Source organism: Enterococcus sp. DIV2385 (assembly GCF_051711925.1).
Classification (GTDB): Bacteria; Bacillota; Bacilli; order Lactobacillales; family Enterococcaceae; genus Enterococcus; species Enterococcus faecalis.
Map to the genome: position 1 here is coordinate 316,669 of NZ_JBIONV010000001.1, position 14,915 is coordinate 331,583.

Genomic DNA, 14,915 nt, shown 5'->3' on the forward strand with positions numbered 1-14,915 from the left:
CGTGCTTTTTTCTTTCAACTTTTGGCACAATGGTTTGTGCCAAAGTACGACTTTTTTCAGTTTTGGAAAGCGGATACAATTTAGTCAACAAGAAAAGTTACTTGAGAGAAGGGGAATAAAAATGGAACAAGTACCAGAAAAAAATAAAGTATCAATTAAAGCAAAAGTCCAAAGACTTGGCAGTACCTTATCTAGCATGGTGATGCCCAATATCGGGGCGTTGATTGCGTGGGGCGTTTTGACAGCGCTATTTATCCCAGATGGATATCTGCCAAATAAAGCCTTTGCCACGATGGTTGGCCCAATGTTGACCTATTTAATTCCATTATTAATTGGCTACACTGGTGGGAAAGTAATAGCAGGTGATCGCGGTGCCGTAGTTGGCGCAATTGCGACAATGGGCGTGATTGTGGGAACCGATATTCCGATGATGCTAGGTGCCATGATTATGGGTCCACTTGGTGGCTTTACAATTAAGAAATTTGATCAGTATTTCCAACATCGGATTAAAGCTGGTTTTGAAATGTTAGTAAACAATTTTTCAGCTGGATTAATTGGTTTTGCGTTAGCTTTACTTGGTTTTTCAGCGATTGGCCCAATTGTCGATGCGCTGACTGCTGCAATGGCACGTGGTGTGGAAATCATTTTAAATGCTCATTTGATTCCATTAACGAGTATTTTTATTGAACCGGCAAAAGTGCTCTTTTTAAACAATGCGATTAATCATGGCATTTTAACACCCTTAGGGACAGAACAAGTCTTATCGGCTGGCAAATCAATTCTTTTCCTATTAGAAGCAAACCCTGGTCCTGGGTTAGGTGTCTTATTAGCATTTATGTTTTTTGGAAAAGGTGCGGCAAAATCTTCTGCGCCGGGAGCAATAATTATTCATTTCCTTGGTGGTATCCACGAAATTTACTTCCCATATGTAATGATGAAACCGTTATTATTCTTATCGGTTATTGCAGGTGGCGCGACAGGTAGTTTGGTTTTCCAAACGTTAGATGCTGGTTTACGTGCGCCCGCTTCACCAGGCTCCATTATAGCTATTTTAGCGATGACACCAATGGGTTCTTACTTACCAGTTATTTTAGGTGTTTTGGCAGCAACTGCTGTTTCCTTTGCAGTATCCGCAGTCATTTTAAAAGCAGATGCGAAAGAAGAAAGTGATGAATTTGCCCAAAAAGTGAAAGAAACCCAAGCTGCTAAAGCAGCATCAAAAGGATTAACTGTCACAAATGGTAGTGCTTCATTGTCAGGAATTCAACAAATTATTTTTGCTTGTGATGCTGGGATGGGCTCTAGTGCAATGGGTGCGTCTATCTTACGGAAAAAGGTCCAAGAGGCTGGTTTAGTACAAACTGTGACGAATCGGGCCATTAATAATTTGACCGATGAGGGAAATACATTGATTGTCACACAAGCGGAATTGCAAGAACGGGCCAAACAGAAAGCACCTAATGCAACCTTTGTAGCAGTTGAAAACTTCTTGAACTCACCACGTTATGATGAAATTGTGGCTGAACTATCAGGTACCAAAGAAAAAAAAGACGCACAACCAACAGTCTCCAAAGCAACACCTGCTTCTGAAATTGAGGGAGATTTAGCAAATGTCAATGAGATTCTTTTGGTTCACGATGATCGTGTCGGGTCAGCGACGATGGGAATGAAAGTCTTAGAAGAAATTTTAGATAAAGAGAAAATTTCAATGCCGATTCGAAAAATTAATATTAATGAATTAACTCAACAAACACAGGCTTTAATTGTCACAAAAGCTGAACTAACGGAACAAGCCCGTAAAAAAGCACCGAAAGCGACACACTTATCAGTAAAAAGTATGGTTAATCCCCAAAAATATGAAACAGTGGTTTCGCTCTTAAAAGAAAGTGCCTAGAGAGGAAGAAAACAATGGAAAATCTTACGAATATTTCAATTGAATTAAATCAACAGTTTAATACAAAAGAAGAAGCTATTCGCTTTTGCGGCGAAAAACTAGTCGAGGCAGGCTGTGTTGAGCCCGCTTATATCGAAGCAATGATTGAAAGAGACCAATTGCTATCTGTTTATATGGGGAATTTTATTGCCATTCCTCATGGAACAGAAGAAGCCAAAAAATTAGTGAAAAAATCAGGAATCTGTGTAGTGCAAGTCCCAGAGGGCGTTAATTTTGGCACCGAAGAAGATGAAAAAATTGCTACCGTATTATTTGGGATTGCTGGAGTCGGTGAAGAACATTTGCAATTAGTCCAACAAATTGCACTTTATTGTAGTGATATGGATAACGTGGTGCAACTTGCCGACGCATTAAGTAAAGAAGAAATAACAGAAAATTTAGCCATTGCTTAAAGGAGAGAATAAGAATGAACGCAGTACATTTTGGAGCAGGAAATATTGGACGCGGCTTTATCGGCGAAATTTTAGCTAAAAACGGGTTTCATATTACGTTTGTGGATGTTAATGAAACCATCATTCAAGCGTTAAAAGAACGTAAAAGTTATACAATTGAATTGGCCGATGCCTCACATCAACAAATTAACGTTGAAAATGTGACCGGGTTAAATAACATGACAGAACCAGAAAAAGTAGTAGAAGCAATTGCGGAAGCTGATTTAGTCACGACGGCAATTGGTCCCAATATTTTACCAAGAATTGCTGAATTAATTGCTCAAGGAATTGATGCACGTGCCGAAGCAAATTGTCAAAAGCCGCTGGATATTATCGCTTGTGAAAATATGATTGGTGGTTCAACCTTTTTAGCAGAAGAAGTGGCCAAATATTTGAAAAATCCAGCTTATGCTGAACAATGGATTGGTTTTCCTGATGCGGCAGTTGATCGGATTGTTCCATTACAAAAACATGAAGACCCACTTTTTGTTCAAGTTGAGCCTTTTTGTGAATGGGTCATTGATGATACCAACCGAAAAGCCAAAGAGATTCAGTTAGAAGGCGTTCATTACGTTGCTGATTTAGAGCCGTATATTGAACGAAAATTATTTAGTGTAAACACTGGCCATGCTACAGTTGCCTATACAGGGGCGTTGTTAGGCTATCAAACCATTGACGAAGCGATGCAGGACGCCTTAGTGGTAGCACAACTCAAATCAGTTTTGCAGGAAACTGGTAAACTTTTAGTGGCCAAATGGAATTTTGATGAACAAGAACATGCAGCCTATATTGAAAAAATTATTCAACGTTTCCAAAATAAATATATTTCAGATGCTATTACACGTGTAGCACGGACACCAATCAGAAAATTAGGTGCGCAAGAACGGTTTATTCGACCAATTCGTGAATTACAGGAACGCAATCTAGTGTCGCCGCATTTATTAGCAATGATTGGTATTGTCTTTAATTATCATGATCCAGAAGATGAACAAAGCCGTCAATTACAGGAAATGCTTGACCAAGAAAGTGTTGATACAGTGATCGCTGAAGTAACGGGCATTGAAGATCCAGAAACGGTTAAAAATATTAAACAAAACGTAGAACGCTATGCGCGACCACAAGTAGCATAATAACAAAATCCTTCTACCAAGATACTTCACATTTCTTAATTAAAGAAAAAAACAACCGCTCACTGAGCCGACCCCCAAAAGTTAGACCTAGAAATCTAACTTTTGGAGGTTTTTTTGTATGGCAAAATACAGTTTTGAATTTAAACTTAAACTTGTTCATGACTACTTATCTGGTCAAGGAGGTCTAAGGTTTCTCGCAAAGAAGTATGGGTTTAAAGATAGTTCTCAAATAAGCAAATGGATAAATGCCTATAAAGAACTTGGTGAAGAAGGCCTACTTCGCAGTCGAAAAAATAAGAATTACTCTGTTCAATTTAAGCTAGATGCGATAGAGTTATATTTAACAACAGAGTTGTCCTATCAAGAAGCAGCTAATCTTCTAAAAATGAACAATCCATCATTGATTGCGAATTGGCTTAGAACGTATCAGAAGTTTGGTATAGAGGGACTCTCTAAACAGAAAGGACGTCCACCTACCATGTCTAAAAAGAAACGAAATGAACCCCAACCACTACCAAGTGAACGATTTCAAGTAGAGAAACTAGAAAAAGAAAATAGAATGTTAAAAATTGAGAATGCCTATTTAAAAGAATTGAGGAGACTGCGTTTAGAGGACGAACAAAAAATGAACGAATCGCACGAATCATTCACAGTCTCCGAAGACACTTTCGATTAAAAGATATTTTGGAAACCTTAAGGTTTCCAAAATCTACTTACATGTACTGGCAAAAACGCCTCGACAGAACAGCTTCAACACAAATCATTGAAGAAGAAATTCAAGCGATTCGTAAAAAACATCAACATTATGGCTATAGAAGGATAACCCAAGAATTGAAACGACGTGGATTTCAAGTGAATAAAAAGAAAGTCCAGCGATTAATACAAAAGTTAAAGTTACAAGTCAAAGCTTTTAATAAGAAATCCAGAAAATATAATTCCTATAAAGGAATCGTTGGTAAAATCGCTAAAAATTTGATTCGTCGCCGATTTAAAACCTCTGTTCCTCATCAAAAAATTACAACTGATACAACTGAATTTAAGTACTTTGAAGCAGATAACGCAGGCATCTTTCGTCAGAAAAAACTATACTTAGATCCATTTATGGATATGTGTAATAGTGAAATTCTAAGCTATAGCCTTTCTACTCAACCAAATGGTAAAACAGTTATGGAAGGTCTGAAAGAAGCAATTTCTCAAACAAATGATTGTCCCTATCGGCGCACCTTTCACTCTGATCAAGGCTGGGCTTATCAAATGAATGTCTATATACAAACATTAAAGGACAACAATATCTTTCAAAGTATGTCTCGAAAAGGAACCTGTTTAGATAATTCTCCCATGGAGAATTTCTTCAGTATCCTAAAACAAGAAGTGTACTATAGAAAAATCTATCAAAGTCAAAATGAATTGATAGAAGCAATTGAGAACTACATTTATTATTACAATCATCACCGAATCAAGGAAAAACTTAACTGGAAAAGCCCAGTAGAATTTCGACAATTCAATCAAAAAACTGCATAAAAATAGAGTGGAAAAATCCACTCTATAAAAAGTCTAACTTTTTGGGGTCACTACACACTGATTAAAGTGAGCGGTTGTTTTTTACATATTGACTAAGTGGTTTTTGATAAAGCTCTCCTTTGAAGGCACCTGTATTGAAGTATTCAGCTAATTGGTAACCAATGAATGGGCCAGTAGTGAGTCCTGATGAACCAAGTCCGCTAGCAACCACAAGGTGGGGCAGCTCTGGCAAAGGACCAAAAAACGGAGCGAAATCAGATGTATAAGCACGTGTACCAACGCGGTAATGCATGGGTTGCTTAAAAAGCTGCTCTGCTTCTTTTAGAAATGGCGCAGTCCCAGAAGTTAGTTGTTGAAAAGCGCTAACAGTCTCTTCTAAATCCCAGGCTTGTTCATTTTCGTGGGTGGCACCTAATAAAATTTTTCCTTGATTAAAAGGAATTAAATCGGCTTCGCCATCTAACATAGCAACAGGCCATTGCTGACTATTTGTAAAAGGGGTCTCGAAAACTAACAATTGTCCTTTTTGGGGACGAATGTCCACAGATAAATTTAAAGTAGCGAGTAATTCCTTTAAATGAGGACCAGGTGTTAAAGCGAGAAAATCAACGCTCTTTTTTTCTGAATTTGTGACAATTTCCCACCCTTGATTCAGTTGACGAAAGTGCGCCCGTTGTGAACAAAAAGTGACCCCTTTAGCTTCGGCGCGTTTCTGAAGATGGTTTAGATAAGCTGGTCCATCTAGGCGACCGCCGCCAGAAATAAAAAGTGAGGGAGTTTCCTTAAGTAGCGGTAAGAACTTCGCTGTTTGAACCGCTGACAACATCGTGATTTCTCCAATTTCAGGTGCAGTTTGCTTACGCTCTTCTGCCAAATGGGCTAAGTCTGCCAAAGCGGCTGCTGGGCGCAAAATGACTGTCCCTGATTGACGATAAATATCCTCCGTCAGCTGAAAATCTTTGACTAGCTTTGGAAATAGGGCAGCGCCCTCTCGCGCTAATTGGTACCATTTCTTATTCCGACGTTTGGATAGCCAAGGGGAAATAATCCCGGCGCTCGCTTTAGTCGCTTGGCCGAGCCCTTCATCATAAACGGTAATGTCAAATTTTTGTGGATCTAAATAATTAGCTAACGTCATTCCGATAATGCCGCCGCCAATAATGGCAATTTTTTTCATGCTTCTTCTCTCCTTCGAACAGTTGTATTGTAACACAAAAAAACCGCCTCTAGACAGAGACGATTGGGAGATACCTTGTTAACGGGTCCTTCTGTGTGTGTAAATAGAATTGCCGCCTTCTAAAACGTGAACAATTTCTTGTGCCATTTCTGCCACAGGTACGGGATCATAGCCAATAAATAAGTTCTTTAAAAAGGGAATTTTCTTAAAAAAATAAATACATTTACTAAAAAGTATGGTGCCGGTACGTTCTTGACCTACAAGTAAACTAGGATAAAAAATCACTGCTTCGGCGACTTCTTGGTGGATTAGTTCCTCCGCTGCCAATTTGGCATCCATATATTTTCTCAAAGGGAAAGGAACAGTATTGGCTGAAATAAATAAAAACTTAGCTGGCTTTTTTTGTTGTGCTAAAAAAGAGCTGATTTTTTTCACTGGCGTCAGAATTAGCCGTTGATAGGTTTTCTTTTTTCGTGGATTTTCAAATAAAATACCTACTGTATCAATGACCCAGTCAGCACGCTGGACTTGTTCTTGCCAATTCGTGTCACGAGTAATATCGGAGCATACCCACTGCACTTGGTGGCTCCAAGATGCGGAGAGCGTGGCAGGCTTTCCATGACGTGAAACACTGATGACTTGATGTTGGCGTTGAACTAAAATTTTCGCGATTTGTTGACCTAAAAAACCGCTACCGCCAAAAATAATGACTTTCATGGCAAGCCCTCACTTTCAATTGTTTCTTCTAGTGTACCTTAAATAAAAAAAGAAGCAAAAAATCTCGATTGCGTATAGTTTAGTTATAAATAACATAAAAATAACCTTTTTAGATTGTTGAAATACAAAGACCCAACAATGGTTATTTATTGTCGTGAAATAAATAAAAAAATGAACAAAAATGAAATAAATCAGACTAAAGGCCTAGAGAAATGCCCTTGTTTCTTGAATTCAAGCATGGTTAAATAGTTATAAGTGAACGACCGAGCAATTTAGTTTGTTGGGGAAAATAGACAGAATGAGGAGATGAAACGAAGAAAATGAAGAAGAAAACGATAATTATATTGGGGGCAGTTGCGGTAATTGCGGTTGGGGGCATCGTAACTGTGAATGCGTTAAATAAAAATGCACAACAAGTAGCTGTCAAGCAAGCGCCTAAAGATGACTGGGGAATTGACTATTTTGATGTTCCTGACTTGCAACAAATTTATATTAACGGTGTCATCCAACCGGAACAAATGGAAGCCTTTGCGCGCGATCAAAAAATAACAAAGGATCCAGAGATTAAGGTGAAAAACGGCGATATCGTAGATGCAGGCACAGAATTATTTACTTATGAAGATGAGGCGGTCACAAAAGAAATTGAGGCACAACAAAATAGCTTAGCCAAATTAGAAACGAAGCGGGCGAATATCTATAATAAGTGGAATCGGGCCATTGATAAATTTAATAAAACTAAAGAAGAAGACCGCACGATGTCTGGTGATGATTTAAATGAACAATATCAAACAGAAGTCGATGCGGTAGATGAAGAGATTACCTTCACCAATGAAACCTTAGCGGATTTAGGAGCGAAGCAATATATTTCCACAAAGGCTAATTTCAAAGGTCGCGTATCAATTCCAGAAGTAAAAGATGCCAATTCACCGATTTTACGGTTAACTTCAGAAGATCTTTATTTAGCTGGAAAAGTGAATGAAAAGGACTTGACTAAAATTAGTGTTGGGCAAAAAGCTAAACTAACTTCTGTTTCCAACAATGTGGTTGTGGATGGCTCAATTTCTTACATCGATGATAATCCTCCTGAAGGCAACAGCGATGCCGCGAGTGGCAATCCAGAGGGCGGCACAACGATGTCTAGTTATAGCGTCAAAATTGCGTTGGCCAATTTAGACAAAGTCAAAAATGGCTACCATATGCAAGCAACCATTGATTTAGGCGATTTAGGGGCGATTGAGTTACCGAAAAAAGCGATTCAAAAAGAGGGTGAACAGGCCTACGTTTTAGTGAATGATTTTGGAACCATCATTCGTCGTGATGTCCAAGTCGGGCAAGAAAATGGCGACAAAATGGCGATTGAATCTGGCTTAGAATCAGCCGACCGAGTGGTTATTTCTTCAAAAAAACCAGTAAAAGTCGGTGATATTGTTGAATCAGATGCAGCGATTGCTTCTGATGAATCAGCAACCAACGAATCAATGACAGATGCGTCGAAATAGGAGGGCTTGATGGTGGAAGCAAACAATACAAATCAACCCCTCATTGAATTGCGGGACATTAACAAGTTCTATCCAGTAGGTAAGGAAAAACTACATGTTTTAAAAGAATTGAACTTGACCATCCATCAAGGAGAGTTCATTTTAATCATGGGGAAGTCCGGTAGCGGTAAGACAACGCTGATGAACATTATTGGTTTCTTGGATCGCTTAACAGACGGAAGTTATCATTTCTCAGGAACAGATGTTTCAAAATTGTCTGAAAATAAAAAATCAGCCTTTCGCAATGAATATCTAGGATTTATTTTTCAACAATTTTTCTTGATTAATTCCTTAAATGTTAGTCAAAATGTTCAATTGCCCTGTGTTTATGAAGGGAAAAAAAGCCGCGCTGAGAAAAAAGCGATTGCTGAAAAATACCTAAAAATTGTCGGTTTGGAAACAAAAGCCAAATCAAAAGTTACTGAACTTTCTGGAGGACAGCAACAAAGAGTAGCCATTGCTCGTTCCTTGGTGAATGATCCATTATTGATTATGGCTGATGAACCGACTGGGGCATTGGATAGTGAAACGGGTACAGAAATCATGGAATTATTGAAAGAATTGAATGAACAGGGCAAAACAATTGTCATGGTGACACATGATGAAGATATGAAAAAATATGCCTCACGAGTGATTCATATGAAAGATGGTCGCTTTTTGGAAGAAGAGGTGATTAGATGATTGCTAATTTATTTGTTAGTACTTTTTTAAGCTTAAAGGCGCATAAGTTGCGGGTATTTTTAACGATGGTCGGGATTATTATTGGGATTACATCAGTCGTAACGATTTCTGCGCTAGGTGAAGGGATGAAGCGTCAAGTTGTGAAGGCATCCAGTGCAGTGAACGCGGATGTTTTGAAGATTCATTATACAATGTCGGATGGTAGCAGTGACAATTTTATGTCCTACGAAGAGCCAGATTATACGTTTAGCCGAGTGGACTTGAAAAAATTACAAGACATTCAAGGAATTGAAAGTATTTATCCTCAATATGGTGAATCAATGATGGGGGGCGGAGACAATTTGTTTGTACCAATGGATTATTTTGGGGCGCAGGCGAATTTATCCATTACGTCGACTAAAGGGCAGAATGATATTTTATATGGTCGTGATTTTCAACCGAACGATGCAAATACAGATGCGATTGTCTTAAATCATGATATCTTTGAAGCGCAAATTCGGCTTGATGATCCTAGCCAACTCATTGGAAAAGCTGTTTCAATTGGTGGTTATATGTACAAGGTGATTGGTATTTTAGCACCAAAAGATTTAGATAGTTTGGGTATGAACGATGATTGGGCAACTGCTATGAGTAGTTTTGTTTCTCGAGAATCATACAATAAATTAGCGAAAACAAAAGCAATTAGTGGCATCAATATTAAGGTTCGTGAGGGAGCGGACCGTGAAGCAATTTTAGGACAGGCAATCACCATTTTAAGTGAAAATCATCCTGAAGTGAAAGGAACGTTTAAAGAAAACGACCAAGACCAACAACTCCAACAACAAATGGAAGAAATGGTCACGGGTATGACAATGTTTCTGATGGCAATTACTGCAATCTCCCTATTAGTCGGGGGAATTGGCGTCATGAACATCATGTATGTGTCTGTCACGGAACGGAAACGAGAAATTGGGATTCGTCGGGCCATTGGTGCTAAACCACGAGTCATTTTATTCCAATTTTTAATGGAAGCAGCGTTTATCACATTGATTGGTGGTTTGATTGGTGTCGGCTGCGGCTACTTATTGGCAACTGTGGTCGGTGGGTATATTTCGATTACGCCAATTATTACGCCGTCCATCTTTGCTATTTCAACATTGGTTTCGGTCTTCACAGGTATCTTTTTCGGAATTATTCCAGCAATTGGTGCTTCGAGGATGGATCCGATTAAAGCGATTTATAATTAAAAAGAAGAGCTTGGTAGTCACATCTTTTTTGATGATCCTATCAAGCTCGCTTTTTTATTTCATGTCACTAAGAATTTTCTGAATCAATTCTTGTTGAAACTCTTTGGTATATTGTTCGGTGAGTTTCGCTTGTTCTTCTTGGGACATTGATGGATTCGCCATCATAGCAGCCATCATTTTTTTGCCAACTGTTTCAGTCCCTTCTTTTTTGATATCAGCGGCATGTTGTTCCATATATTCGCCTAATTTTTTTGCTTGATCAGCACTTAAAACTAGCCAGTCACTAGCAACGTTGAAGGTGTTTTCTTGTTTTGCAAATTGGTTATCGTTGTCAGCAAGGCCAAATAGTGTTTTGGCCCAAGACTCTTGATAGGACCATTTCGTCGTTTTTTGGACTAATGTGGCTTTTTGAGCATCTTTTTGAACCGTGTTTGTGACGTTTTCCGTTCCTGTTTTTTGTAGTTTCTTTTTATCTGGTGTGTTATATAAATAAACTTTTTCGGAACCATCGCCCAACGGCTGGTACAATAACATGTTGGGGCCATCTTTGCTTGAACTACTGCTTTTTAGTTCAAACGTTTTGTCCTGAGTAACTTCGGTCATACCAAAATGATCTTTATCGTTTAAAACGATAAGACTTAACGAAGCTAAGAACCCTAAACCAAAAATAACCATACAGCATTTATGCCAAACTTTTCGGCCAAATACATTTGTGTAGGCAAAGCCTAACACGCAAAGGATTAAAAGGAAAATAATCATTATTTCATTGCACCTACTTCCTTAACAGGCATCGCTTCTTTTTTATTTAAGAAGAAAGTAATCGCCAAGCCGAGAACGCCAAAGATTGTTGCCACGAAGAAGGCTGCGTGATAACCGTTTAGTGTTGCGTTTGTTGCTTGGTCGCGATAAGTGAGTGGGGCTGTTTTTAATAAGTCCGATGCAGGTAAGCCGTCTTTGGTAACATTTGTTAAAACACTAATCAAAACAGCTGTTCCAATTGAGCTGGCTACTTGTCGGAAGGTGTTGTTTACAGCAGTTCCGTGACTTAATAAATTCATTGGTAAAGCATTCATGCCAGAAGTTGTCACAGGCATCATGACCATCGAAATACCAAACATCCGAATCGCATATAGGACAATGATATAAATAATAGGTGTTGCTTTTGTTAAGAAAGCAAACGGTAACGTTGCAGCTGTTAAAATAAACATCCCGGTAATCGCAAGACGACGGGCACCAATTTTATCAAAAATGCGACCCGTTACTGGCATCATAAGTCCCATAACTAACGCTCCTGGTAAAAGCATTAACCCTGAATGGAAGGCAGATTCGCCACGAATATTTTGGATATACAAAGGTAAAACCATTTCGGCGCCAATCATTGCCATGTTGGTTACGCCAGATAAAATGGCCGCAACAGTAAAGACTTTTGATTTAAAAACGCGTAGTTCTAAGAAAGGCTGTTCTAAATGCAATTGTCGATATGTAAAAAGACATAAAACAATCGCACCAACAATTAAGAATCCATAGACTTGCGGGCTACCCCAACCTTTATCACCAACGCTTGAGAAACCGTAAAGTAAGCTACCAAAGCCGAGAGTAGAAAGAATGACCGATAAGACATCGATACTTGGATTAGATAATTGAATGACATTTTTCATTAAAAATGAAGCTAAAATTAGGACTAAAACGACAATTGGAATGACCATCCCAAAAAGGTCACGCCATGTATAAGAATCAATAATCCAACCAGATAATGTTGGACCTAAAGCGGGTGCTAATCCGATAACAATTCCCGTTGTGCCCATGGCAGCGCCACGTTTTTCAGGCGGGAAAATTGAAAGCATAATTGTTTGTAAAAGAGGCATAGATACGCCGACCCCTGCGGCTTGAACAAGACGTCCAGTCAATAACATGCCGAAGTCTTGCGCTACAAAACAGATGATGGTTCCGATTAAGAACGTTGACATCGCTGTTATGTATAATTTTTTTGAACTAAATTTGTTAATCAACCAAGCACTGATGGGAATCATAATGCCGTTCACAAGTAGGAATCCAGTGGTTAGCCACTGTACACTTGAAGCTGAGATATCAAATTCTTTCATTAATGTAGGTAAGGCCGTCGTTAAAAGTGTTTGGTTTAAAATCGTACAAAATGTTCCGATTAGTAAAACGCCGACTAGTAACGACCGATTATATGGTTTTCCGTGAATATCCACAGGTTGTTGTGAAGTCACATATATCGCTCCTTTTTCTGTAAGTTTCAAATTAAATTGCATTAACTACTTTACAACTAATTAGAATCTTTGTCAACTTACTTGACAAAGGTGTAAAAAAAACTACAATTAAGGAAAGGATAAGGGAAAGGAAGTTAAACTAATGTGGTCAAAAATGATTCAGCGTTTGTTAAATGAAGAAAATTTGTTGATAGGAATTAGTGAACTAAGTGAAATTGCTGAAGTTTCGCCACGTCAACTTCGTTATTGGGAAGAAAAAGGGTATATTTCTTCCATTGCGAAAGACGCAAACGGTCCACGGAAATATCGGTTACATACAGTCGTCAAAGTGCATTGGATCAAGCGTTTTTTAGATGAAGGATATACGTTACAAAGTGCGGTGGAAAAAGCAGAAGAGCAGCATCGTAATGTGGGGATGACGAAAAAAATCTTTAGTCAAATGTTTCATGGTATCTCAGAAGTTTGTCCCAATTACGTAGCGATTGATTTGGGCGATTTCGATGAAGAACAAAAATTATATGTCGTATTTAATGAAACCACAGAAGTCAGTGAGTATCTTTTAATTCCTAAGGATGCAGATGTTTCTGATGAGTTAAAGAAAAGAAAATAAGAATGAAATAGGACTGGGAGAAAGACCTGAAGTGAAAGTAAAACGTTACTGAATGAATCTTCGAGTTCTTTTTTTTCTTGCAATTTCTTTATTTTTCTATATAATTTCTTATATGGAAAAGGAGGGTTTCGATGAAAGAAACAAAACCTTACGGAACAGTCTTGTTAAAAGCGGCTAAAATCATGGACTGTCTAAGTTTACACCCCGATCAAACCTTACAGGAAATTGCAAAGAATACCGAAATGACGGCATCAACGGCAATCAAAATTTTAGAAACCTTAACATTAATTGGCTATGTTCAAAAAGACACGAACAAGACGTACCGCTTAGGAACAAAATTGATTCGCTATGCGAATCAAAGTGTGGAGCAAATCGATTTAGCTGAAATTGCGGTACCTTATTTAGAAAACCTTCAAAATACGGTCGATGAAACCATTCATTTAGGGATTTTAAATAATAATGAAATTCTGTATATCAATAAATTAGAACCGAAAAATCAAACCATTCGCATGTCCTCGAAAGTGGGAATTACTCGACCTTTGTATAATTCGGCCATGGGTAAAGCCGTTTTAGCAGAATTTACGGAAGAACAAGTGCAACAATATTTAGACACGCAGACATTAATTCCCTATACCGAAAATACGATTACCAATCCCTTGCGTTTGAAAAAAGAATTAAAACAAGTGCAACAAACGGGGGTTGCTTACGATGATGAAGAAATTGAACAAGATATTTTCTGTAGCGGAGTATCTTTAATGAAAGATGGCGAAATTGCGGGTGCTTTTAGTGTAAGCATGCCGAAATATCGTTTGACAGAGGAAAATAAAACGACGATTAATCAAGCCCTTTTAGCAACAAAAGCAGCGATTGAAGCGAAATTATAGTAGAAAAAGAAAGACAAACAAAAGTCGATTGGGATTTTTGTTTGTCTTTCTTTTTTTATTTTTGTAAAAACGTTTGCATTTTCTTTTTTTATCTGTATAATGAAGTTGTGAATTTCTTTATAATAAATATATATTTCTAAATAAGAAATGAGGGAGTCTGTTGAAGCGAGTATCAATTTTACAAAAATTAGAAAATGCTGGCGTGATTGCTGTGGTTCGCGGAAAGACAAAAGAGGAAGCGCTAAAAGCTAGTCAAGCCATTGTAGCAGGCGGTATGCGGGGGATTGAGTTAACCTTTACTGTTCCTCAAGCAACAGAAGTGATTCAGGAATTAGTTGCGTTATACCAAGAGAATCCTGACGTAGTCATTGGTGCGGGGACAGTTTTGGATGCTACGACTGCTCGTTTAGCTATTGTAGCAGGGGCTGAATATATTGTGAGTCCAAGCTTCGATGAAGAAACCGCTAAAATTTGCAATTTATATCAAGTTCCTTACTTGCCAGGCTGTATGACCATCACAGAAATGAAAGAAGCACTGAAAAGCGGAGCAGATATTATTAAACTATTTCCGGGAAGTGTTTATGGACCGAGTGTTATTTCGGCATTTAAAGCGCCATTGCCTCAGTTAAATATTATGCCAACGGGTGGTGTCAGTTTGGAAAATATGGCCGAGTGGTTTGACGCAGGTGTGACGGCCGTCGGTGTTGGTGGCAATCTGTTAGCGCCAGCAGCAACTGGGGATTTTGAAAAAGTTCGTGAGGTTGCCCAAGCCTATATGGAAAAATTCCAAGCAATCAAAGGGGTGTAGGGAC

The 14,915-nt window shown here is 38.5% G+C and carries 15 protein-coding genes; 11 read left to right on the top strand and 4 right to left on the bottom strand.

Annotated elements, in window-relative coordinates; translation table 11 throughout:
- Positions 1 to 121: 121 nt before the first annotated feature.
- The 5 genes from IGM04_RS01600 (at position 122) to IGM04_RS01620 (ending at position 5,036) form a co-directional block, all read left to right on the top strand.
- The gene (locus IGM04_RS01600; RefSeq protein ID WP_086317610.1) at positions 122 to 1,894 is read left to right on the top strand and encodes a PTS mannitol-specific transporter subunit IIBC; all 1,773 of its coding nucleotides are present in this window, start codon (positions 122 to 124) and stop codon (positions 1,892 to 1,894) included.
- A 14-nt stretch (positions 1,895 to 1,908) separates the two neighbouring features.
- Positions 1,909 to 2,346 carry a PTS sugar transporter subunit IIA gene (locus IGM04_RS01605; RefSeq protein WP_002355279.1) on the top strand — a complete coding sequence of 146 codons (438 nt, stop codon included), beginning with the start codon at positions 1,909 to 1,911 and terminating at the stop codon, positions 2,344 to 2,346.
- 14 nt (positions 2,347 to 2,360) lie between these two features.
- The gene (locus tag IGM04_RS01610; protein ID WP_002355280.1) at positions 2,361 to 3,515 is read left to right on the top strand and encodes a mannitol-1-phosphate 5-dehydrogenase; all 1,155 of its coding nucleotides are present in this window, start codon (positions 2,361 to 2,363) and stop codon (positions 3,513 to 3,515) included.
- 118 nt (positions 3,516 to 3,633) lie between these two features.
- Entirely contained in the window at positions 3,634 to 4,191 is a 558-nt protein-coding gene (locus tag IGM04_RS01615) for a helix-turn-helix domain-containing protein (RefSeq protein WP_086317584.1), read from the top strand.
- A complete protein-coding gene (locus IGM04_RS01620) occupies positions 4,161 to 5,036 on the top strand; it encodes an IS3 family transposase (protein WP_256924898.1) in 876 nt (291 codons plus the stop codon). Before IGM04_RS01615 ends, IGM04_RS01620 begins: the two co-directional genes overlap by 31 nt.
- Positions 5,037 to 5,097: 61 nt before the next feature.
- Here IGM04_RS01620 and IGM04_RS01625 read toward each other — a convergent pair whose 3' ends face one another.
- Both IGM04_RS01625 and IGM04_RS01630 read right to left on the bottom strand, forming a co-directional pair.
- A complete protein-coding gene (locus IGM04_RS01625) occupies positions 5,098 to 6,213 on the bottom strand; it encodes an NAD(P)/FAD-dependent oxidoreductase (RefSeq protein ID WP_086317612.1) in 1,116 nt (371 codons plus the stop codon).
- Between the two features lie 78 nt (positions 6,214 to 6,291).
- The gene (locus tag IGM04_RS01630) at positions 6,292 to 6,930 is read right to left on the bottom strand and encodes an NAD(P)H-binding protein (protein WP_086317613.1); all 639 of its coding nucleotides are present in this window, start codon (positions 6,928 to 6,930) and stop codon (positions 6,292 to 6,294) included.
- A gap of 320 nt (positions 6,931 to 7,250) precedes the next feature.
- Here IGM04_RS01630 and IGM04_RS01635 point away from each other — a divergent pair, with 320 nt between their 5' ends.
- The 3 genes from IGM04_RS01635 to IGM04_RS01645 are packed head-to-tail and all read left to right on the top strand — an operon-like array spanning position 7,251 to position 10,375.
- A complete protein-coding gene (locus IGM04_RS01635; protein ID WP_086317614.1) occupies positions 7,251 to 8,429 on the top strand; it encodes an efflux RND transporter periplasmic adaptor subunit in 1,179 nt (392 codons plus the stop codon).
- 9 nt (positions 8,430 to 8,438) lie between these two features.
- A complete protein-coding gene (locus IGM04_RS01640; protein ID WP_002383683.1) occupies positions 8,439 to 9,149 on the top strand; it encodes an ABC transporter ATP-binding protein in 711 nt (236 codons plus the stop codon).
- Positions 9,146 to 10,375, top strand: a complete 1,230-nt coding sequence (locus IGM04_RS01645) for an ABC transporter permease (RefSeq protein WP_002362983.1) — start codon at positions 9,146 to 9,148, stop codon at positions 10,373 to 10,375. The genes IGM04_RS01640 and IGM04_RS01645 overlap by 4 nt, the downstream gene beginning before the upstream one ends.
- A 54-nt stretch (positions 10,376 to 10,429) precedes the next feature.
- Here IGM04_RS01645 and IGM04_RS01650 read toward each other — a convergent pair whose 3' ends face one another.
- The gene (locus IGM04_RS01650) at positions 10,430 to 11,134 is read right to left on the bottom strand and encodes a DUF4811 domain-containing protein (RefSeq protein WP_002364955.1); all 705 of its coding nucleotides are present in this window, start codon (positions 11,132 to 11,134) and stop codon (positions 10,430 to 10,432) included.
- On the bottom strand, positions 11,134 to 12,651 hold the full coding sequence (locus IGM04_RS01655; protein WP_002385351.1) for an MDR family MFS transporter: 1,518 nt from the start codon (positions 12,649 to 12,651) through the stop codon (positions 11,134 to 11,136). The genes IGM04_RS01650 and IGM04_RS01655 overlap by 1 nt, the downstream gene beginning before the upstream one ends.
- 100 nt (positions 12,652 to 12,751) lie before the next feature.
- Here IGM04_RS01655 and IGM04_RS01660 point away from each other — a divergent pair, with 100 nt between their 5' ends.
- The 3 genes from IGM04_RS01660 to IGM04_RS01670 all read left to right on the top strand — a co-directional run bounded on the left by IGM04_RS01660 (position 12,752) and on the right by IGM04_RS01670 (position 14,911).
- Complete coding sequence (locus IGM04_RS01660) at positions 12,752 to 13,219, top strand: MerR family transcriptional regulator (RefSeq protein ID WP_002383688.1); 468 nt, start codon at positions 12,752 to 12,754, stop codon at positions 13,217 to 13,219.
- 131 nt (positions 13,220 to 13,350) lie between these two features.
- Positions 13,351 to 14,103 carry an IclR family transcriptional regulator gene (locus IGM04_RS01665; RefSeq protein WP_086317615.1) on the top strand — a complete coding sequence of 251 codons (753 nt, stop codon included), beginning with the start codon at positions 13,351 to 13,353 and terminating at the stop codon, positions 14,101 to 14,103.
- 160 nt (positions 14,104 to 14,263) lie between these two features.
- A complete protein-coding gene (locus tag IGM04_RS01670; protein ID WP_002364953.1) occupies positions 14,264 to 14,911 on the top strand; it encodes a bifunctional 4-hydroxy-2-oxoglutarate aldolase/2-dehydro-3-deoxy-phosphogluconate aldolase in 648 nt (215 codons plus the stop codon).
- Positions 14,912 to 14,915 lie beyond the last annotated feature (4 nt).